12 protein-coding genes are annotated in these 20,685 nt (G+C 75.4%); 6 read left to right on the top strand and 6 right to left on the bottom strand.

The genetic code is table 11. The annotated features are described in order from the left end of the window. Nucleotides 1-18: 18 nt before the first annotated feature. Nucleotides 19-2,790 (bottom strand): AAA family ATPase, encoded by a 2,772-nt coding sequence (locus RBJ77_RS40470; RefSeq protein ID WP_372349540.1) that lies wholly within the window; start codon nucleotides 2,788-2,790, stop codon nucleotides 19-21. 180 nt (nucleotides 2,791-2,970) lie between these two features. Between RBJ77_RS40470 and RBJ77_RS40465 the strand changes: the two genes are divergently transcribed. Further along, the gene (locus RBJ77_RS40465) at nucleotides 2,971-3,432 is read left to right on the top strand and encodes an SsgA family sporulation/cell division regulator (RefSeq protein WP_372349539.1); all 462 of its coding nucleotides are present in this window, start codon (nucleotides 2,971-2,973) and stop codon (nucleotides 3,430-3,432) included. On the opposite strand, the gene RBJ77_RS40460 is transcribed toward RBJ77_RS40465, so the two are convergent. The 4 genes from RBJ77_RS40460 to RBJ77_RS40445 form a co-directional block, all read right to left on the bottom strand. Then, the gene (locus RBJ77_RS40460) at nucleotides 3,404-6,364 is read right to left on the bottom strand and encodes an AAA family ATPase (RefSeq protein WP_372349538.1); all 2,961 of its coding nucleotides are present in this window, start codon (nucleotides 6,362-6,364) and stop codon (nucleotides 3,404-3,406) included. The genes RBJ77_RS40465 and RBJ77_RS40460 overlap by 29 nt on opposite strands. 146 nt (nucleotides 6,365-6,510) lie before the next feature. After that, on the bottom strand, nucleotides 6,511-7,050 hold the full coding sequence (locus RBJ77_RS40455) for a helix-turn-helix domain-containing protein (RefSeq protein ID WP_372349537.1): 540 nt from the start codon (nucleotides 7,048-7,050) through the stop codon (nucleotides 6,511-6,513). 2 nt (nucleotides 7,051-7,052) lie between these two features. Continuing rightward, nucleotides 7,053-7,817: a response regulator transcription factor gene (locus RBJ77_RS40450; protein ID WP_372349536.1), complete on the bottom strand. Its 765-nt coding sequence runs from the start codon at nucleotides 7,815-7,817 to the stop codon at nucleotides 7,053-7,055. Then, nucleotides 7,814-10,663 (bottom strand): AAA family ATPase, encoded by a 2,850-nt coding sequence (locus tag RBJ77_RS40445; protein ID WP_372349535.1) that lies wholly within the window; start codon nucleotides 10,661-10,663, stop codon nucleotides 7,814-7,816. Before RBJ77_RS40445 ends, RBJ77_RS40450 begins: the two co-directional genes overlap by 4 nt. Nucleotides 10,664-10,792: 129 nt before the next feature. Here RBJ77_RS40445 and RBJ77_RS40440 point away from each other — a divergent pair, with 129 nt between their 5' ends. The 4 genes from RBJ77_RS40440 (at nucleotide 10,793) to RBJ77_RS40425 (ending at nucleotide 15,021) form a co-directional block, all read left to right on the top strand. Then, nucleotides 10,793-10,948: a hypothetical protein gene (locus tag RBJ77_RS40440; protein WP_372349534.1), complete on the top strand. Its 156-nt coding sequence runs from the start codon at nucleotides 10,793-10,795 to the stop codon at nucleotides 10,946-10,948. A 150-nt stretch (nucleotides 10,949-11,098) separates the two neighbouring features. Then, a complete protein-coding gene (locus RBJ77_RS40435) occupies nucleotides 11,099-13,924 on the top strand; it encodes an AAA family ATPase (protein ID WP_372349533.1) in 2,826 nt (941 codons plus the stop codon). 145 nt (nucleotides 13,925-14,069) lie between these two features. Continuing rightward, a complete protein-coding gene (locus RBJ77_RS40430) occupies nucleotides 14,070-14,618 on the top strand; it encodes a gamma carbonic anhydrase family protein (RefSeq protein ID WP_372349532.1) in 549 nt (182 codons plus the stop codon). A gap of 130 nt (nucleotides 14,619-14,748) precedes the next feature. Beyond that, the gene (locus RBJ77_RS40425) at nucleotides 14,749-15,021 is read left to right on the top strand and encodes a WhiB family transcriptional regulator (protein ID WP_372349531.1); all 273 of its coding nucleotides are present in this window, start codon (nucleotides 14,749-14,751) and stop codon (nucleotides 15,019-15,021) included. Between the two features lie 70 nt (nucleotides 15,022-15,091). On the opposite strand, the gene RBJ77_RS40420 is transcribed toward RBJ77_RS40425, so the two are convergent. After that, entirely contained in the window at nucleotides 15,092-17,962 is a 2,871-nt protein-coding gene (locus RBJ77_RS40420) for an AAA family ATPase (protein ID WP_372349530.1), read from the bottom strand. 311 nt (nucleotides 17,963-18,273) lie between these two features. On the opposite strand from RBJ77_RS40420, the gene RBJ77_RS40415 reads away from it, so the two are divergent. Beyond that, nucleotides 18,274-20,574, top strand: a complete 2,301-nt coding sequence (locus RBJ77_RS40415; protein ID WP_372349529.1) for a helix-turn-helix domain-containing protein — start codon at nucleotides 18,274-18,276, stop codon at nucleotides 20,572-20,574. The last annotated feature ends 111 nt before the right edge of the window (nucleotides 20,575-20,685 follow it).

Genomic DNA, 20,685 nt, shown 5'->3' with positions numbered 1-20,685 from the left:
TGGTCGGTGGGCCGGACGTCAGATGCCGGCGAGGGCGGAGCGGAGCTTGTTGCGCGACTTGACGTCGAGCTTGGTGAACACCTTGCCCAGGTGCCATTCGACGGTGCGCGGGCTGAGGAACAGCTCGGCGCCGATCTCGGAGTTGGTCAGGCCGTCGGCGGCGAGCCGGGCGACCTGCCCCTCCTGGGCCGTGAGGGCTCCGCGCAGGTCGTCGACGGCGATCTGCCGGGGGCGCACCGTCTCGCCGGTGGCGAGGAGTTCGCGCCGGGCCCGCTCGGCGAAGGAGCTCGCCCCGAAGCCCTGCAGCATCTCATGGGCGCGGCGCAGGTGTTCGCGGGCGTCGACGCGCCGGTTCTCGCGGCGCAGCCACTCGCCGTACACGAGGTGGGTGCGGGCGAGCTGGACGACGACCCGGCTGCGCCCGAGCCGCTCGACGGACTCGCGGTACAGCAGGTCGGCGGCCGGCCCTTCACTCAGCAGGGCCTTGGACCGGGCCAGCACGCCGAGGGCCCAGTCGGTGCCGCTCGCGGCGGCCCGCTCCTCCAGTCCGCGCAGCGCCGCACCGGCCGCTTCGGGAACGCCGCTACGGACGGCCGCCTCGACGACTTCGGCGTAGGCGAACCCGACGACCGAGACGTCCTCGAACTCCATGGCCTGCCGGCCGTGGTCCAGGGCCTCCTGGTACCGGCCGAAGCCGTTGTAGAGGACCGTGAGCAGGAAGTGACCGAGGCCGATCGCGCGTCCCTCGCCCCACGCACTCGCTTCCTCGATGCCGCCGCTGATGACCGTCTCGGCCCGCGGGTCGCCGCTCCAGGACATGAGCAGCATGGCGGGGTACGACATCGGCGAGTGGCCGGTCACCTCCATGATGGAGTCGGCCTCGTCGATGAGCGTGGCGGCGAGGCCGAACTCGCCGGTGTGCACGTACATCGCGGCGCGGTAGCCGAGCGCCAGCGGGAGGAAGTTGAGGGTTCCGGTGTCGCGGGCCGTGCGGACCGCGTGCGTGGTCAGCTCGTGCCACGCCTCGTCGTCCCAGAGGTCGCCGGCGACCAGCCACGTCAGCCACAGCCAGCGCATGGCGTCGTCCCCGCCGCCGCCGGAGGCCGCCCGGAAGACGCCGAGTGCGGCCCTCAGCAGCGGGGCCCCTTCGGCGTGGCCGTCGGCGAGCCAGGTGACCAGGCCGTCGAGCAGCAGATCCGTCGGCCGCGGGGGCTCGGTGCCGGGCGGTGCGGTGCGGGCCGCCTCGGCGACCTGCCGCACCCCGACGCGGTCGAGCAGTCGCCCTGCGAAGACCGCCGATCCGATGGCGTCGAGGTACGCCTCGCGGGCCTGCTCCTCCTGCACGCCCGCGAGCCGGCCGGCCGCGTCGAGCAGCAGCGGAAGCGCTTCGCCGCCCCGCCTGCGGGCGAACACGATCTGGGCGCGCAGCCAGGCCTGCCGGGCGTGCTGCACCTCGTCCAGCGGGCTGAGCCGGGCGGCGGCGAGCAGTTCGAGCGCGGCGTCCGGGGATCCCGATTCGAAGGCGGCCTGTGCGGCGGCACCGGCCCGGGTCGCACGGCGGACCGGGTCGGGGGTCAGCTCGGTGGCCCGTCGCAGGAACGCGGCGGCCGCCGCTATCCCGCCGCGGGCCTGGGCGCGGCCTGCTGACCGCTCCAGCTCGCCGGCCAGGTCCTCGTCCGGTTCGACCGCGGCGTGGGCCCGGTGCCAGGCCTGCCGGTCGGAGTCGAAGACGGAGTCGGTGGCCTCGGCCAGCGCGCGGTGCACGTCCCGGCGCACGGTGGGGTCCGCGGCGCGATAGGCCGCCGACCGCACCAGCGGATGGCGGAACCTGACCCGCGTACCGAACTCGACCAGGCCCGCCGCCTCCACCGCGCCCGCGGCGTCCGCGTCGATGTCGAGCCGCTCGGCCACCCGTCGCAGCAGCGGCACGTCCCCCACCGGTTCCGCGGCCGCCGCCAGCAGCAGCCGCTGCGCCGCCGCCGGGAGCGAACCGATGCGCCGCAGGTAGCTCTCCTCGATCTGGCTCGCGAGCGGTCGCGCGTCCGGCCGCCCGAACCCGCCGGCCAGCTCCGCCGCGCTCAGTCCCCGCGTCAGTTCGAGCAGCGCCAGCGGGTTGCCGCGGGTCTCGGCGACGATCCGGTCCCTGACCCGCTCGTCGAGGCGTCCGGGGACCACCGATTCGAGGAGCGCCCGCGCGTCGTCGTCGTGCAGTCCCCGGATCACGATCTCGCGCAGCCCCGCGAAGTGGTCGCCCGCCCCGGCGGCCGTCGACGACGTACGGACCGCGAAGACCAGCGCCACCCGCTCGGCGAGCAGCCGGCGTGCGACGAAGGCGAGCGTCTGGGCGGAGACCTGATCGAGCCACTGGGCGTCGTCCACCACGCAGACCAGCGGCTGTTCCTCCGCCGCCTCCGCCAGCAGGCTGAGCACCGCGAGGCCGACGAGGAAGCGGTCCGGCGCGCTCCCCGCGCTCAGCCCGAAGGCGACGGACAGGGCGTCGCGCTGCGGTTCGGGGATCCGGTCGAGCAGGGGCATCAGGGGCACGCACAGCTGGTGCAGCCCGGCGAACGCCAGCTCCATCTCGGACTCGACGCCGACGGCCCGCAGGATCTGACAGCCCGTCGCGCTCCCCACCAGGTACTCCACCAGGGCGGACTTGCCGACTCCGGCCTCGCCGCGCAGCACGAGCACCTGTCCCTGGCCCGCGCGGGCGGCGTCCTTCGCCTGGTCCAGCGCTCCGCACTCGCTGCGCCGGCCGCGCAGCCCACGCCGGGGAGCGCTGCTCGCCATCCACCACCACCATGCGGTTCAAGGTCCGGACCCTGATCAGCTCAGGCCGGGCTCATCATGCCTCAGCCCGCGCGGACCGGACAAACGTCCACCGGTCGGTGCCAGTCGTTCTACCGATGCCTGCCGGACGCGGCCGCCACACGATGTCAGGCATCCGCCAGCCTGGAAGCGAGCAACGACATGCCCGACAGACAGCCGCACATCGAACGCGAAGACTCCGCCCGCGAAGAGGTCCCCGAACTGCTCACGGACATCCGACGGTTGTTCACGCTCGGGGACCGCATGACCGTCGGATGCCGCTTCCGCTACCACCGTGACGATCCGTACGCGGTCGGGATCGACCTCATCCTCGCGACCGGCATGTGCATCACCTGGACGGTGTCCCGCGACCTCCTGCGGGCCGGCACCAGGACACCGAGCGGCGAGGGCGACTTCAAGGTGTGGCCCTCGTGCCGACGCCACCACCCGACCCCCTACTTGTTCTTCAGCCTCCACCGCCCCGACGGTCAGGTCACGTTCGAGGCGGACCTGCCGGAGATCGAGCGGTGGCTGGAGCGCACCTACGCGCTGGTGCCCGCGGGCAGCGAGAGCACGCTCGTCGACTGGGACGCCCTCACCGGCCGTCTGCTGGGCCGTGACTGACGTCCGCCCGGCGCGGGTCCGCGCGGACGTCGCCCTCCAGCTCCGCGAAGACCCGGGCGAGCTCCACCCGGGAGGTGACCCCGAGCTTGGCGTACGCGTGGCGCAGGTGTGAACTCACCGTGTGGGGCGAGAGGAACAGCGCCTCGGCGACCGCCCGGTTCGTCGCGCCCTGCGCGATCAGCCGCACGACCCGCACCTCGGCGGCGGTGAGACCGAAGCGTCCCGCGCCGTCCGTCGCCCCGCGCCGCACGCCCAGGTCCCGCAGGCGGCGCCGCACCCGGTCCACGTCCCGGTCGGCGCCCGCCCGGACGTACAGGTCGAGGGCCCGGTCGAGGTGGCCGACGGCATCCTCGCCCGCGGCCTCCCCCGCGTCCTCCCCCGCGGCTGCCGACGCGACCGCGAGGTCCTCGAGGACCGAGGCGCGGGCGATCCGCCGCGGTCCGTCCGCCAGCAGGAGCGCCGCGCGCCGCAGCAGGTCCACGTCGTCGGTGAGCAGGGCCCTGGCGTGCGCCGCCGCGGCCGCGAACACGGGGAACCCGGGGCCGGCGACCGCGCGTCGCTCCGCGGCCCTGACCGCCGCCTCCGCCCGGTCCCGCAGACCGGCCCGCAGGGTGATCCGCACGTACAGGACGTAGTCCGTGGCGTCCTCCGGTCCGGCCAGGGCGGGGCCCGGCCGTTCGAAGGCGTCGGCCGCGTACCGGGTGCAGCGGTCGACCTCCTCGCGGTCGCCGAGCGCGTCGGCCGACAGCGCGCCGAGCCAGGCCCCGGTGTTCCGGGTCAGCGCCGATTCGTCGGCCATCATCCGGCGCGCGTGCTCCGCCGCCGTGCGCGAGCCCGCCAGGTCTCCGCGGTGCCGGGCGGTGCGGCCGAGGACGTAGTGGGCGGCGGCGTCCGCGCAGTCGGCGGGCTCGTCGCCCTCGTCGGTCTCGGGCAGGGCGAGGACGGCCTCCGCCTCGGCCCGGGCCTCCGCCAGCCGGCCCGCGTCCAGGAAGAGCCGGCAGCGGGTCATGAGCACGGTCCGGGAGGCGTCCGGTCCGTCGAACAGGCCCTGCCGCAACTGCGCGTCGAGGAGTTCGAGGGCGCCGTCCGTGTCGCCCACGGCACCGCGCAGCAGGCTCCGCCAGGCGCGCGGGCGCGGGTCCTGCTGCGCGGGCGGGGCCGTCGGTCCTTCGGCGCGCCCGCCGAGTGCGATGGACTCCTCGATCCTGCGCAGGGCCAGGTCCATGTCGTGGTGGTAGAACCACACCACGGACTCGCCGGACAGCACGGCGGCCTCGGCCGCGGGGTTCCCGGCCTCCCGCACGCTCCGCAGCGCGGCCGGGATCAGGCGTCCGGCCTCCTCGACGTCGCCGCCGCAGGCGAGCGCGACGCAGAGCATGGCCAGCAGCTCGGCGCGCAGGCCGGCGGGGAGCGCGGGCAGCGACAGCCCGTCCCGGCACTGGCGGGCCGCGTCCGTGAAGGAGCGGCGGGCGGCGACCCTGGCCAAGGCGAGGCGGACGCGGCCCTCGGCCTCCGGTGCCAGCATCTCCCCGAGCGCCCGGTCGCCCAGGGTCCGCGCCTCCGCGGCCCGACCGCTGCGCCGGAGCAGGTCGACCGTCTCGGCGAACAGCGGTCCGCGCTCCTCGGTGCCCGCCCGGGCCAGGTCAAGGGCCCGCCGGCTGATCTCGGCCGCCATCGACGGTTCGTCCGAGGCGAGTGCGGCGGCCGCCCTGCGCAGGACGCCGATCGCCCAGCGGTCGCCCGGCTCCGCGCTCTCCGCGACGAGCGCGGCGACCTCCACCTCCGGTACGCCGTGGCGGAGTTGCAGCTCCGCGGCCCGGCGGCGCAGGAGCAGCAGGACCGTGGTGGGGATGCCCGCCTTGACGGCCTCCCTGATCAGGTCGTGGCGGAAGCGCAGGTGCACGCCGTCCCCGACCATCAGGTCCGTCGCGAGCGCCTCCCGCACGGCGGCGCGCAGTTCGCCCGGCTTGCGGTCCATCAGTTCGGAGAGCTGGCCGACCGGGGTCTCCCGCCCCAGCGCCGAGGCCACCCTGACGAGTTCCTGGGTGATCTCGGAGACCTGCCGGAGCCGCTGGTCGACGGAGTCCCGGAACCGCAGGGGCACGCGGCCGCCGACCAGTCTGGCCTGGTCGCCCGCGCGGACGAGCAGGCCCTCCTCCCGCAGTCCCCGGACGAGTTCGACGATCAGCAGGGGGCGGCCCTCGGCGCCGCGGGCGGCTTCGAGGACGTCGGGTCCCGGGGTGATCGACAGCAGGTCGGCCACCACGTCCGCGACCGCGGCACTGTCCAGCGGGGTCAGGGAGAGCGCGCTCGCGCCCGTCTCCTTCAACCGGTCCAGGGTCCGGCGGACGGCTTCGGGTGCCTCGCCGCGGGAGGCCACGATCCACAGGACGGCCCGGTCCGACAGCAGTTCCGGCAGGGTGTGCAGCGCGCGGAGGGTGGCCTCGTCGCACCACTGGACGTCGTCCACGGCGATGACGAGCGGCTGCTTCGACGCCGCCTGCTCCAGCCGGTCCCCGACCTCGCGCAGCAGCCACGAGCGGTGGTCGGCGGCCCGTGCCCCGGAGCGCAGGGCCGAGCGGTCCAGGACGGGTGCGTCGGTGGCCAGCAGGGCGTCGAGGAGCGGGCCCATGGGCACGAGTTGCCCGTCGGGGTCGCCGCCTCCTTTGTACGCGCGCACTCCCGCGGCGCGGGCGAGCGCGCACGCCTCGTCCAGCAGGCGCGTCTTGCCCGAGCCGGGCACGCCTTCGATGACGATCACTTCCGGGCCCGGCCGGCCCTCCAGCCGTCGCAGCGCGGCCCGTACCAGGCCGAGCGCGTCGTCCCGGCCGCGGATCCTGGGCGGCTGCCAGGCGTCCGGGACGTCCGGCAGCCCGCGCCCGCCGTCCGGTCTCCCGCCAAAATCCGCCCCGCCACCACCGGCACCGTGCACGTACGGCCGCCTCTCCCCGCCTCGAGTGAGGGCATCCTAAGCGAGGATGCGCCCACCGGAGCGGGCGGCTACCGCTGGTCGTCCGCCCGGAGCGGACTCTTGATCACGGGCGTGGCGGGGTCCTGGGTGCGGTGCCGGTTGGGGTCTCAGGCCGGTGGGCTCGTGGCGATCACGAACTCCACCGTTTCCCGCGCCTCGTTGAGATAGCGGTGCGGGATTCCCGCGTCGAAGGTGATGGCCTCGCCCGCGCGCACCGTCCGGGTACTGCCGTCGATGTCCGCGGTCAGCATGCCGGTGACGACGTAGGCGCACTCGACCGAGGAGTGGCTCCAGGGTTCGTCGCTGCTGGCGTCGCCGGGTTCGAGGACCGCCCGTAAGACCTCCAGCGTGCCGTTGCTCGGGGTGACGCGTTCGTAGAGGACGGAGCCGCGCGGACTGCGCAGCACGGGTCGCTCGCCGGGCCGGCTCACCTCGGTGGGCAGCTTCTCGTCGGGCGCGAACAGGTCGGCGACGGACACCGCGTGGACGTCCGCCAGCCGGCGCAGGGTGGCGAGGCTGGGCTCGGTGACGCCGCGCTCGACCTGGCTCAGCAGGGTCGGTGACACCCCCACCGTCGCGGCCAGTGCGCGGAGGCTGAGTCCCTTGGTCCTGCGGAGCGTCCGCAGCCTGGTTCCGATCGTCGCCATCGTCACACCACTCCTCGCCGGATCGCGTAGGCCACGGCGTGCGTACGGTTCCGCAGTCCCAGACGGGAGATCAGTTCGTGCAGCACGTTCTTGATCGTGCGCTCCGAGTAGTTGAGCCGGACCGCCACGTCGGTGGTGCTCAGTCCCTCGGCGATCAGACGCAGCACGTCGACCTCCCGTACCGACAGTTCGATGCCGTGCCGTTCGGCGGCCGTGGCGAGCGTGCGCATGCCGTCGACCAGTGAGCGCACCAGTCGCGCGGGCATGGGGGCGTCGCCGTCCAGGGCGTTGCGCGCGGCCTTCAGGACCCGGGCGTAGTCGGCCTCGCTGCGCAGCAGGACGCCGACGAGGCCGTGGCGGACCGCGCGGACGAGTTCGGGTTCGCCGATCGTGTCGGCCACCAGCAGGATGGGCAGCCCGCCGCGGGCCGCCGTCTCCTGGCCGACGCGGTCCATCCACGCGAGCGTCCTGTCCGTCACCTGGTGGTCGAGGACCAGGGCGATGTCGACGTCCTCCCAGGCGCCCCACTCGACCACGCGCACCGCCTCCGCCGCGCGGAGGTACGCCTCGGCGCCTTCGGCCGTGAGCGCGTCGCCCGCGATCACCGTGACGGTGAGGAGGTCCTCCGGCTGCCGGGCCCCGACCGGTGCAGGACCGCCGTCGCCGGTGCTGTACCGGGCCTGGTCCGGCACGGCGGTGAGCGGCGTGCGGCTCCCGGGCGCCGCGGGGACCCGCGCCGGCACCGCCAGCGTCGACCCGGCCGTCATGCGGACTCCCCGGACCTGCGCAGCGCGCCCATGAGTTCGCGGCGCGAGCTGACCCCGAGCCGCGGATACACCTTGTACAGATGGGATCCCACGGTCCGCGGCGAGATGAACAGCTGGTCGGCGATCTGCCGGTTGGAAAGGCCCTGGGCGGCGAGCTTCGCGATCCTGCGTTCCTGCGCGGACAGGAACGCCGCACCGGGAGTGGTGACGGCCTCCGGGTCCGTGTCCCGTGCGCTGACTCCGATGGCACGCAGTTCGGCGAGCGCCATGTCGCGCCACGGCGCGGCGCCGAGCCGGGCGAACACGTCCTGGCCCGCCCGCAGTTGGGTGCGGGCCGCGGCCGTGTCCCGCTGTCTGCGCAGCCACCGCCCGTAGTCCAGGGCCAGCCGGGCCCGGTCGAAGGGGCGCGCCGACGCGGCGGCGGAGTCGAGTGCGTGCCGGAACCGCTCGTCGGTGTCCGGCGCGCCCTCGTGGGCGGCGAGCAGGGCGGCTCCGTGCCGGACCGCCGTCACCGTCTCGGCCGAGACGTCCGCCGGCCGGACCGCGGCGGCGCGCCGGTGCAGCGCGCGTGCGGCCCGGTCGTCTCCCCGGGCGAGCGCGGCCCGGACCGTGTCGACGTAGGCGCGGCGCGCGACGGCGCTGGTGAGCAGGTCGGCGGAGACCGGCAGCGACGACGTGTCGTCGCCCCTGCCGAGGGCGAGCAGATGACGCGCGTGGGCGGCGAGTCGGACGTGGTGGGCCGATCCGTGGTCGATGCCCCACCGGTGGACCTCGGCCAGCAGCGTCTCGGCCTCCTCGTGCCGTCCCTGGCAGGCGTGGACCACGAGGAGACGCGCGGTGACGTCGATGTCGTGACGGCCCACGCCCTCCCGTCTCGCCCTTGCGCGGCGTGGTTCCGCGAACTCGCGCAGGTCCGTCCACCGGCCGCTGGTCAGCATCAGGTCCGCCTGGAGCGCCTCGCAGTGCCGGATGCGGCTGCGGTCGCCCGCGTCGAGCCGTCGCAGCGCGGAGGTCACCAGGAGTTCGGCCGGGCCCGCTTCGTCGATGCGCAGTGCGGCGTCCGCGAGCCAGACCAGCTCCCGGGGGTCGGACGGGTCGGCGGCCGCCCGGTGGAACGCGTCGACCGCCGCCGCCAGCCGCTCCCGGATCTCCGCCGCTCCCGTCACCGGCGTCAGGTGGGCGGCGACGGCGATGCGCAGCGGCTCGCCTCCCACGTCCGGGTGGGTCCGCAGCCAGTCCGCCGCGATCCTCGCGGGTTCGGCCGAGAGCCGGAGCGAGCCGGACTCGGCCAGCCGCAGCGCCGCCGCGTCCCGGAGCTCGGCGCCGTCCCCCCGGGCGGCGCGCAGCGCGCCGGCCAGCCGCACACTGCTGCTCTCGACCTGGCACACCGTGTCGAACTCGGCGCAGGCGCGCACGAGTTCCACCGTGCGGGCGGTATCGGCCGTGCTCTGGGCGGCGGGCAGGTCACGGATCAGCGCGAGTGCCTCGCCGGAGCGGCCGGCCCGCAGCGCCGCCGCCCCGGCCTCCGCGTACCGGTCGGCGCGGTGCGCCGGGCTGGAGCTCATCTCTCCGCAGTGCCGCAGCGCCCGGTACGCCGTGCCCCAGTTCCCGCCGCGGAGCGCGGACCGTGCCAGGGCCTCGAGGCGCCGGGCGGTGGATTCCCGCGCCGCGGCCGGCTCCCGCGCGTCGTCCGGCCCGTACTCGTGACCGCCGAGGCGCGCGTACCCGTAGTCGGCCCAGGCCGACCGGGCGAGGCTGCGGACCGGTGGCGGGGCCGTCGACGCGGCCAGACAGCGGTGGGCCGGTGTGCGGAAGCGGAGTACCTGGTCGCCGGTCACCAGACCGGCCCGTTCCGCGACGACGAGCGCGGCCGCGTCGATGCCGAGCGTCGCCGCCGCCGACAGCACGTCCTTCCTCGTCGCCACGCCCTGGGCGGTGTCGAGGAGGGAGAGCATCACGCGGGTGTCCGTGGGGAGTTCACGGAACGGGCCGCCGAGGGAGCGTTCCACGGCCGCGCCGACCGGGAGCGGGTCGGGCAGGTCCGCCTCCCCCCGGCGCTGGGCGGCCGTCAGCGCCGAGGGGAGGTCGACGAGCAGCAGCGGGTTGCCCTGGGCCGCCGCGGTGATCGCGGCACGGGTGCGGGCGGCGAGGTCGGGGTGGCGGTCGTCGAGGACCAGGCCGGCGGCCCGGTCGTCGAGGCCGGTGAGGACCAGTTCGTGGGTGCCGTTGCCGTCGAGCGGGCCCGGCCGGTCCTGGCCGGTGGCGGCCAGCAGCACCAGCCGGCTCCCGGTGAGCCGGTGGGCCAGGTACGCCAGCGCCTTCGCGGATCCGGAGTCCAGCCACTGGAAGTCGTCGACGATCACCAGGGTGGGGCGGCGGCGGGCGACGACGAGCAGGAGCTGGCGCAGGCCGGAGTAGGCGAGCAGCGCGTCGTCGGCCCCGGCCGCGCCGGCCAGCGTGTCGAGCAGGGCGCTGCGCAGCGTCTCGGGCAGGTCGCGGCACGCGTTGAGCACCGGATAGGCCAGGGAACGCAGCGCACCGAACGGTGGGGCGGCGCCGGGGACGCCGCAGATCTGGAAGACCTGCCACCCCTCGGCCACCGCCGCGTCCGCGGCCCGGCGCAGCAGTGTGCTCTTGCCGCTGCCCGGCTCGCCCCGGACGACGACCGCCGAACCGCGGCCGGTCGCGGCGTCGTCGAGGGCCGAGCCCAGCGCGTCCAGCACGTCGCGGTACCCGTGCACCGCGGACGTCCGTGTCAGCGCCTCGGCCAGGCCCGTCCGTGCCGCGGTGCCCGGAGCTTCGGCTCCGGACGGTCGCGCCGGTCCCGGAGAAGTCGTCGTCTGCATGGCTGCCGCCCCTCTGTCCGCCCCACCACCGGAGGACGTTCGATTCCGGTGTCACACGTACCGTGGCATCAGGAGGAGGCGCCGCGCATCGCATGGTCGTGCGACAACGGTCTTTCCTGGTTCCCCGCCGTGTCACCTCTGCCGTTCTCGCTGGTCGTCGTGGTGGTGACGGCCGTGCGGGGCGGTGGCGGCGCCGGGCAGCAGGCGTTTCTGGTGCGCGGCGCCCGGATCGCCGCACGGTGTGGCCCCGAACCCGACCCGAACGCAGCGTTCGACACGTTGTGATGTGTAGTGTGACTGCACACCAGGACCCGATGACTGCTCACGGCTTCCCGCATTCCCCACGCCGGCACCGTCGATGCTCGCCAGCGAACTCCCCCACCTCGGGTCATTGCCCCGGCAACCGGCACTGCCCTGTTCACAGGAGGCGGACGCGTGCACACACCCCATGTCGACCACCGGCGGGATCGCCCTGCCCCGCAATCGCCGGAGGGCGAGGACCCGCCCGTCGACGGCGGCCTGATCGGTCGCGACGCCGAACTGCTGGGCGTGGAGCGGTTCCTGTCCGGCGCGGCGGACGGCGGAGGGATCCTCGTCGTCACCGGACCCCTCGGCGTCGGCAAGAGCGCCGTGCTGCACGAGACCGTGGCCCGGGCCCGGCGAGCGGGGTTCCGCGTCGTGCGGGGCACCGGCCACCGGGCGGAGGCGGACGTGCCGGGAGCCGGACTGACCCAGTTCCTGCCCCAACTGCCCGCTCCCGGCCGGGAGGAGGCGGACCGGCAGCACCCGGGCGGCGAGTCCCTCGCCACCCGCGTCGTCGCCGCGGCGGAGGATCACCTCGCGGCGGGGACGGCCCTCGTCCAGGCCCTGTGCGGGGACCCGGAAGGGGCGGCGGGCGCCCCCGCTCCGCTGCTGATCGCCCTCGACGACGCCCAGTGGTTCGACACGACGTCGCTGAAGGCCCTGACCTCCGCGGTCCAGGGGATGCGCGGGCCGGTGGCGCTGGTGATCGCCACGCAGCGCGGCGACCGGAGGGGCTTCGCCCGTCGCTCCCCGCAGCTCAGACTCGGCCCGCTGGCCCCCGCGGACGGCGAACGGCTGCTGGACGCCCAGGTCCGGTTCCTGCCGGCCCGGCTGCGTTCGCGCGTCCTCGCGGAGGCCGGCGGAAATCCGGCCGGCATCATCGGCATCGCGGGCGCCCTGCCGGCCTCGGGCGCTCCGGCGGCGTCGCTGCTGGCTCCGCGGCTGCCCCTCGGCGAGCGGCTCCAGCACACGGTCTGCTCGCTGCTCGACCGGGTGCCCGCGACGGCGCAGGACTTCCTGCTGCTGGCCGCCGTCTCCCACACCGACCGCGTCGACGTCCTGCTGGCGGCCGCGCGGGCCGGTGGCCACGGCACGGGCGGAATGCACGCCGCGCGGCGCGCCGGTCTGGTGGAGGTCGCCGACGGACGGCTGCGCTTCACCCACCCGCTGCTCCCGGCCGCCCTCCACTGGAGCGCGTCCCCCGGCCAACGGCTCCCCGCCCACGTGGCGTTGGCCGAGGCCCACACCGGCCGGCCGTACCTGCGCGCCCTGCACGCCGCCGCCGCGTCCACCGGTCCCGACGAAGCCACCGCCGCTGCCCTCGAAGCGGGCGCTCCGGCCGACCCGCCGCAGTCCGTGGCCGCCCTGGAGCGGGCCGCCGACCTCAGCCCCACCGCGCAGGGCCGGGCCGCACGGCTCGTCAAGGCCGCGCACGCCGCCGACCTGAGCGGGCAGGTCCCGATGCTGCGCCACCTCGTCGGCCGGCTGATGGCCGGCCCGTTGCCCGCGTCGCTGACCGCGGAGGCCTGCGCGCTGGAGGCCCGGGTCGCCTACCTCACCGACGGTGTGCCGGAACACGCCCTGTCCGTGCTGTCCCGTTCGGCCGCCGCGCCCAGCACGCGCCGGCCCGCCCCGTTCGTCGCCGTCGCCCACGCGCTCGCCCCGGCGCTGTTCCGTCCCGCGGCGGAGCAGATCCTGCGGCCCGCTCTGGAGGCCGAGCTCACGGAACCGGGGCGGGCGGACGATCCCGAGGTCCTGTCGTCCCTGTGCTGGACGGACCGCGCGGCCTACGGCGCCCGGGCACGCCCCCTGCTGGCCGCGGCGGCGGCGCGGCACGCGTCAGGAGCACCCCCAAAGAACCTGCCGCACGGCGCCGCCCACGACGCAGGCCACGACGTCGCCCACGTCGTCATGGCGACCGCTCTCGACGACCCGGTCACCGCGGACCTGATCAGCGGTCACCTCCTGGACGCCCAGGCGGAGTCGGGGCACTTCGGGCCGGCCCTGACCGTGCTCGTGCACCGGCAGATCGCCCACCTCCACCTGGGGCTCGGGCCCGCCGCGGAGCGGGACGCCGAGCTGGGCCGCCGCTGGGCCGGGGCGGCGCAGGACACCCCGGCGCAGGTGGCGCTGCGGGCCGGGGTGGCCCAGGCGCGGGCCTGGACGGGCGAGGAGGAGGGCCACCAGGCCGTCACCGACGAGGTACTGGCGTACGCCCTGCCGCGCCGGCTGCAGATACTCGCGGCCCGGGCCCGCTGGGCGCGGGGGCTGATGGCGCTCGTCCACGGCCGGCCGGAGGACGCCGTGGAGGAACTGCGGATGCTCGCCTCGGACAGCGGGGACGCCTGGCACCCGGTCGTCGCGCACTGGGCGCTGGGCGACTACGTCGCCGCCGCCGTCGCCACCGGCCGCGCCGACGAGGTCCACGAGCCGGTGCGGCGCGCGGCGGAGGTCGACCGCCGGCTGGACTCACCGCTGTTGGGCGTCCTCGTGGCCCGCTCCCGTGCCCTGTTGAGCGAGGGCGAGGAGGCCGAACGGCACTTCAGGGCGGCGCTGACGGCCCGTGGCGAACCCTTGCGCTACGAGCGGGCCCGCACCGAGCTCGCCTTCGGGCAGTGGCTGCGCAGGCGGCGCCGCGTGCTGGAGGCCCGTACCCATCTCCAGGAGGCCCACGACGTCTTCACCGCCCTGGGCGCGGACGCCTGGGCGCGGGGCGCCGCCTCGGAGCTGATCGCGGCCGGCGAGGCGACGACGGCGCCCCCGGACTGGGCGGCCCGCTTCCGCCTCACCCCCAGGGAGGCGGAGGTCGCGGCGCTGGCCGCGGACGGGCTGACCAACCAGCGGATCGCCTGGCAGCTGGGGCTGACGCACCGCACCGTCGCCAGCCATCTCTCCCGCGTCTTCATGAAGGTGGGCGTCTCCTCGCGCGGCCAACTCCCTTCGGTGCTCGGTCCGTAGGGCCGCGTCCGACCGACCCATGGGGCAGACCTCCGGGGTCGCCCGGGCAGTGTGCGGGCCGCGGGCCGTGCCACGCCCCCGGGACGTCCTACGATCCGGAGTCCGACCTCCGGCGCCGCCGGCGGCGATCTTCTCGGGAGCATCCTTGGGCCGGCTCTACTCGTACCGCGGCGCGTCCCCTCGGCTGGCGGCCTCGGCCCTGCTGGCCGACAGCGCGGAACTCGTGGGCGACGTGGTCGTCGGCGAGGACGCGCTCATCGCCGGCGGGGTGCGCATCACCGGTGACTCGTCCGGCGCCGTACGGATCGGGGCGCGCGTCACGATCCTGGAGAACACCGTGCTGCGCCCGCTGCCCGACTCCGACCTGGTCATCGAGGACGACGTGGTGATCGGCCCGGGCGCGGTCCTCCAGGGCTGTCACGTGGGCAGCGGAACGGTGGTGGAGGCGGGCGCCCTCCTCGACGGCCGGTGCCGCATCGGAACCGAGTCCCTCGTCGGCTCCGGCGCGTGCGTCAAGCAGCGCAGCGTGTTCCCCGCGCGGTCCGTGATCGACGGTTCCCCGGCCGAGGTCATGGGGAGGCTGCGCGGTCCGCTGCGCCGTCCCGACTGGGCGCCGCGCAGCGGCGACCTGGCCGCCCGCCGGCTGCCGGACGGCCACGGCACGGATCCGGGCGCGACGTCCGGCCGCCCTTGATCCCCGGGCCGGCGCCGGCGCCCGTCGCCGGCAACGGACGACACGTCAGTCATGCGACGGATGTCTCCGTCGTCCCGCTCCGACAGGCTCTGCGGCACCACGACGCCGAACGAGCCCGAGGAGGGGACTCATGCGACGACCCGGCCGATCCATCCTGCTCAAACCCCTGGGAGAGCTGTGGGACTGGCAGCGCAGCGCGGCCTGCCGCGGTATGGACAGCTCCGTCTTCTACTCGCCTCCGGGCGAGCGCGGCCGTCTGCGCCACGAACGGGAGGAGCGCGCCCGCCGGATCTGCCGCGGCTGCCCGGTGCTCCAGGAATGCGCCGGCATGGCGCTGGGGACCAAGGAGGCCTACGGCTTCTGGGGAGGCCTGTCCGAGGCGGAGCGGAGCGACAGACCCTAGCCCCGGGACGCGGTCCGGAGCACGCCGGGCCCGCCCCCGGCAGGGCTGTGCCGGGGGCGCGTGGCGGCGGTCAGCGGGCCGCTCCGCCGTCCCGGTCCTGCTCCATCGCCATCCGCACCAGCTCCACCCGGGAGGTGATGCCCAGCTTCTTGAAGGAGCGGCGCACATACGTGTTCACGGTGTGCGGGGAGACGAAGAGCTGCTCCGCCACCTCACGGTTGGTGGCTCCCCGGGCGACGAGCCGCACCACTTGCAGCTCGCCCCGGGAGAGGCTCGCCCAGCCGGTCGCCCGGTCCTGGGCCCGTGCGGCGGGCCTCGTCCGGTCGGACCTCGTCCGGTTACCGGCCGGTGCCAGCCGGCGCGCGACCCGCTCGGCGTGCCACTGCGCACCGCACTCCTCGTACAGGCGCAGGGCCTCCTTCAGGTACCGGGTGCCGCGCGCCGCGGACGTCTCGAGGAGGACGCGGCCCGCGTCCTCGCAGGCCGAGGCGACGGCGATCGGGCGTTGGCTGCCCCGGTGCAACTGCACGGCCTCGGCGAGGAGTTCCGCGTCGTCCGTCAGCAGCCCGCGGGCGTGCGCGTGGGCCGCCGCCAGGCCGGCGAAGAGCGGGTTGCCCTCGGCGCGCAGCCGCGCCACCTCGACCGCCTCGGCGGCGCGCTCCCGGTCACCGGCCCGCAGCGCGATGCGGACGAACGCCGGCTGGTCCATGGGGTCGAGGGGAACGGGGAAGCGGGGGTGCACCGCGTCGAAGAACTCCGTGTCCCGCGGCATGAGTTCCAGCGCCCGCTCGCTGTCCCCCTGCCACTCGGCGACCTGCGCGGCGAGCCAGGTGCCGAAGCGGCGCACGAACACCGAGTCGTCGCGCATCATCTCGGCCGCGTCCCGCACCGCCCTGCGCACGCCCTGCCGGTCTCCGGTGTGCAGGGCGACGATGCCGAGGGGATAGCGGACGGAGGTGTCGGTGAAGTCGGCCGAGCCGAGGTCCTCGGCCATGGCCACCACGCCCTCGGCCTCGGCGCGCGACTCCTCCAGGCGTCCCGCGTCGAGCAGGAAGCGGGCCCGGCTCATGGTCCAGAAGTGCATCGTGGCCGCCTGGCCGTGCCGGCGGGCGAGCAGGATCCCCTCGTCCGCCTCGTCCACCGCCCGCTGGGCGCTGCCCGCGCTGCTGTGCAGGTAGATCCGCCACATGCCCGGCTTGTACGGGAGCTCCGCCGGGTCCACGTCCCGGGCCAGCCGGTCCGCGCGCTCCACGGCGTCGTGGGCCTGCTGCCAGTCGGCCCGCATGAAGGAGACGATCGACTCGGCGGTGAGCGCGACGACTTCAGCGGCCGTCCGGCCGGTCTCCCGGGCGAGGGCACGGGCGCGGGCGGCCGTCCGCCGGGCCTCGTCCAGCGTGCCGCCCCTGGTCAGGTTCAGCGCCAGCAGGGCCAGCGAGTGTGCCCTGAGTCCGGCGGACGCGCCCTCGACGGCCGCTCCCAGCCGTCCCTGGCGCACCGCTTCGGTGAAGGACTGCTGGCTGGCGAGACCGGCGAGGGTCAGGCGCAGCCGGGCCTCGCTCTCCGGGTCCAGCGTCCCCGGTGCGCGGAACGCGGACTCGGCCAGTTCCAGCGCCCGGGCGTGTGCGCCGCCGAGCCACAGCAGGGCGACGGTCCCGGCGATCATGCGGGGCCGGTCCGTGTCGTCGTCGGCCAGCAGCCGCAGGGCCTTGGTGCTGAGTTCCGCGGCGGCCGCGGGAGCCCGCGCGGCCAGTTCGGACACCGCACGCGTCAGCAGCTTCACGGACGCGTCGTCGCCCGGCCCCGCGCTCTCGGCGAGCAGCACCGCGACGTCCGTCACCGGCACTCCCCGGGCCAGCTGGAGGTCGACGGCGCGGCGGCGCAGCCAGCGCCGGCGGGCGGCCGGTGCCAGACCCACGATCGCTTCGCGCACGAGGTCGTGGCGGAAGGTCATCCGGCCGTCGGTCTCCACCATGAGCTCGGCCGCGAGCACTTCCTGCAGCGGCTCCACCAGGGACCCCGGCGGCACGCCGAGCAGTTCGACCATCAGGTCGACCGAGCAGGAGCGGCCCAGCACGGAGGCGACCTCGGCGAAGTCCCGTGCCAGGGGCGAGAGGTGGGACAGCCGGTGCCGGACGGACTCCTCGAAGCGCTGGGGGATGCGGGGGCCGGTGAGCCGGGCCCGGCCGGACCGCACCGCCACGCCGCCTTCGTCCCGCAGTCCCTCGAACAGTTCCCGCAGCAGCAGCGGCTTCCCCTCGGCCTGGGCGGCGAGTTCGAGCACGGTGTCGTCGGGCTCGGCCCCGAGCGTGTCCCGGGCGAGCTCCCGGATCGCGGATCCGTCCAGGGGGCCGAGGCGCAGGCTCCGGCCGCCGTCGCGCACCAGGCGGGCCACGGTGGCGCGGGCCGGACGGGACAGGCCGGCGGTGCGGGTCGCGAGCACCCAGACGACGGGGTGGCCCGCCAGTGCCTCGGGCAGGCTCCGCAGCGCGCGGAGACTGGACTCGTCGCACCACTGGACGTCGTCGACGAGGACGGCCACGGGGCCGGCCAGCGTCGCCCGCTCCAGTTGTTCGCGGATCTCCTGGAGGATCCAGTAGTCCTGGTTCGGCAGGTGCGCGAACTCGCCGAACTGCCGCTCGTCGAGCAGCGGATCGCTCCCGGACGCGAAGGCGCGCAGCACGGGGCCGAGCGGGACGGTGCGCCCTTCGGGGTCGGCGCCACCGCGGAACACGCGCACCCCGAGGCGCCCGGCCGCCCGCAGCGCCTCCTCGATCAGCCGCGTCTTCCCCGAGCCCGGGGGTCCCTCGATGACGAGCAGCCCTCCGGTCCCCCGCGCCGCGCGCTCCAGCAGGCCGGTCAGCGCGGCCCGTTCCCGCTCCCTGCCGCGCAGCGCCGGCCCGACCTGCACGGGTCGGACCGGCCGGGTGAGCGTCTGCTCCATGACCACGGTGACTCCTCGGCACGCGGGAACGGGCTGGGCCCTTTCGGGAGGATCCGGTGTGCGGTGGCGGCCGATGTCGGCTGCGCCGCACGCTGTGCCACGAGCCTCCCGCACACTGTTCGGCGGCTCCAGGAAGTTCCGCAGGAAGTTTGGGCCGGCACACTGTTCCGGCAGCCACCGTATCCGGCCGGTCGCGGCGGGCCCTTCGACGGGTTCCGTCTGGTGAGATCCGTTCGTGGAGCGGCTGCCGATCTGGCAAGATCCGGGTGTCCGTGGGTCTGGGGAGGCCACGTGCGGCTGGGGAGGCGGAAATGATCGGAAGCGCATCGTCGTCCTTCGCCGCCGTCCTCCGGGAGATGCGCGTGGCGTGCGGTCTGACCCTGGAGGAGCTCTCCGAGAAGTCCGGTGTCAGCGACCGGTCCATCGGAAACATGGAACGCGGTCACACGTTGGCGCCCAGACGCCGGACCGTGGCGGCCCTCGTCGACGCGATGGGTCTGACCACCGAGCAGCGGCGCACGCTGACCCGACTCGCCCAGGCCTCACGCTCCACCCTCCCCGCCTCCGCCACCGCGCCTGCCGCAGTCTCGGGTGCGGCGATCGCCTCCGGCCGGCCGGCGCCGCCGCCCCGCCGCCCTCCGGTGTTCGTGGGCCGGGAGGACGAGGTCCGGTCGCTGGCCGCCCTGCTCCGCGACGGCCTCGCCGGCCCCCCGGCGGTGACCCTGTACGGCCCGCCGGGCGCGGGCAAGACCACGCTCGCCCTGCACATGGCCGAGCAGGTGCGGGACGCGTTCCCCGACGGGACGCTCTTCGCCGACCTCGGCGGGACGGACGAGAATCCGCCGAACCCGAGCAGCGTGCTGCTCGCGCTGCTGAGCGGCATGGGGGCGCCGGACGGGGAACTGCTGCGCGAGGACACCGGTGCCCGGATGCGCCGCTACCACGACCTGACCCAGCAGCGCCGGCACCTGATCGTCCTGGACAACGCGTCGGACGAGGCCCAGGTCCGGCCGCTGCTCCCCTACGCGGGCCGGACCGGAGTACTCGTCACCGCACGCCACCCGCTCAGCGGTCTGGAGACGTCCCGCACCGCGCTCGGGCCGCTGCACCGCGCGGACTCGCTCGCCCTGCTCACCTCCCTGATCGGCGAGGAGCGCACGAAGGACGCCGCGAGCACGGAGGCGGTCGCCGGACTCTGCGCGGACCTGCCCCTGGCGCTGCGAATCGCCGCGAACTGGCTGATCACCCGCGAGAGTTGGGGCATCGACCAGCTCGTCGCGCGGCTGCGCGACGAGGACCGGCGGATCGCCGCGCTGAGCGCCGGCGACCTCGCCCTCGGCCCCGCCTTCTCCCTGTCCTACCGCCGGCTGACTCCCGAAGCCGCCGCCGCGCTCCGCGCCCTGGGCACCGCCGCTCCGTACGACGTGGGTTCCGCGCTCCTCGCCGCCATGCTGGGCGTCCCCGACGACGAAGCGGCCGATCTGCTCGACGAGCTCGTCGAGACGGGCTGGCTGCGCACGTCGCAGTCCGGCCGGTACCGCATCTACGACCTGCTGCGCCTGTACGCGCGCCGGCGCCTGCTCGACGAGGAGGGCCCGGAGGCGGAGACGGCCCTGCACGAGCGCGCCCGCGGCTGGCTGCTTTCCCAGGTGCGGGCCGCCGGCCGCTGCTTCGAGCCCGGCTACGGCCCCGACCCGGACGCTCCGGCCCACCATCCGACCGCCAGCCTGGAGAACGCCGCCGACTGGCTGCGCGCGGAGGCGGGCCACTGGTGGGAGGCGTACCGGTGGGCGGCCGCCACGGGGCGGCACCAGGAGGTCGTGGACACGGCGGAGTCGCTGCACTGGTTCTCCGACAATTGGATGCTCTGGGACCACTGGACGGAGCTCTTCGCCACGGCTGCCGAGGCCGCCCACGCACAGGGCGACCGCCGTATGGAGGCGACGCACCGCAACTACCACGCCTGGGCCCTGATGATCCTCGAAGCCGACCCGGAAGGCGGGCTTCGGCAGGCGCGGGCCGCGCTCGCCATCGCGGAGGGCTGCGGCGACATCGTCCAGCAGGCATGGGCCCACTTCTATTGCAGCTGGGCCCATCGGCACCTGGGCTCCGAGGACGCCATCGGCGCGGCGACCACTGCCACAGCCCTGTTCACGGAGGCGGACGAACCGAACGGCCTCCTGTCCGCCAGTAATGCGGAGGTCTCAGCCCTGCTGCACTTCTCGCACGCCGAAGCAGCGGTCCCGCTGATCGAGCGGACGATGCGGCTCGTCACCGGTCCCACGGCTGACGCCCGCATCCCTGCGCACATCCGTCGCTTCGCCTGGGACGGGCTGATGGAACAGCACGGTCACATCGCGATGGTGCTCGGGCAGTGGGAGAAGGCCGAGCACTACCTGCGGCAGTCCCTCAACTACTCCGCTTCGGATGTCGCACCCGTGCGCGCGGCACGCACCCACAGCCGCCTCGCCTTCGTCCTCGACCGGTTCGGACGTCACGAAGAAGCCGCCCAGGAACGGGACCGGGTCCGCGCCTACGCCCAGTACGTCCGCCCCGACCCCCTCCTCGACGAGCTCGAAGCGGCCGCCCGCGCGACGGACGGGGACGTCTAGGGCCTGTCTCCCGGATCCCGGGAGACCGCAGCCAGTCGAATGACGGATGACCGGAGTTCGGCGCGCGGTCCAGCCTGTCCCTGAATCCGCTCCCGCCGCTGTTCGCAGCCG

Source organism: Streptomyces sp. KL116D, assembly GCF_030766975.1.
Lineage (GTDB): Bacteria > Actinomycetota > Actinomycetes > Streptomycetales > Streptomycetaceae > Streptomyces > Streptomyces longispororuber_A.
Note: the sequence above shows the minus strand (reverse complement) of the source record. Positions and strands in the feature narration are given on the sequence as shown.

Bases quoted from the DNA above. Each gene is read 5' to 3' on its own strand.
- RBJ77_RS40470 (WP_372349540.1), bottom strand. From the start codon at position 2,790: ATGGCGAGCAGCGCTCCCCGGCGTGGGCTGCGCGGCCGGCGCAGCGAG.
- RBJ77_RS40465 (WP_372349539.1), top strand. From the start codon at position 2,971: ATGCCCGACAGACAGCCGCACATCGAACGCGAAGACTCCGCCCGCGAA.
- RBJ77_RS40455 (WP_372349537.1), bottom strand. From the start codon at position 7,050: ATGGCGACGATCGGAACCAGGCTGCGGACGCTCCGCAGGACCAAGGGA.
- RBJ77_RS40450 (WP_372349536.1), bottom strand. From the start codon at position 7,817: ATGACGGCCGGGTCGACGCTGGCGGTGCCGGCGCGGGTCCCCGCGGCG.
- RBJ77_RS40445 (WP_372349535.1), bottom strand. From the start codon at position 10,663: ATGCAGACGACGACTTCTCCGGGACCGGCGCGACCGTCCGGAGCCGAA.
- RBJ77_RS40425 (WP_372349531.1), top strand. From the start codon at position 14,749: ATGCGACGACCCGGCCGATCCATCCTGCTCAAACCCCTGGGAGAGCTG.
- RBJ77_RS40420 (WP_372349530.1), bottom strand. From the start codon at position 17,962: ATGGAGCAGACGCTCACCCGGCCGGTCCGACCCGTGCAGGTCGGGCCG.
- RBJ77_RS40415 (WP_372349529.1), top strand. From the start codon at position 18,274: ATGATCGGAAGCGCATCGTCGTCCTTCGCCGCCGTCCTCCGGGAGATG.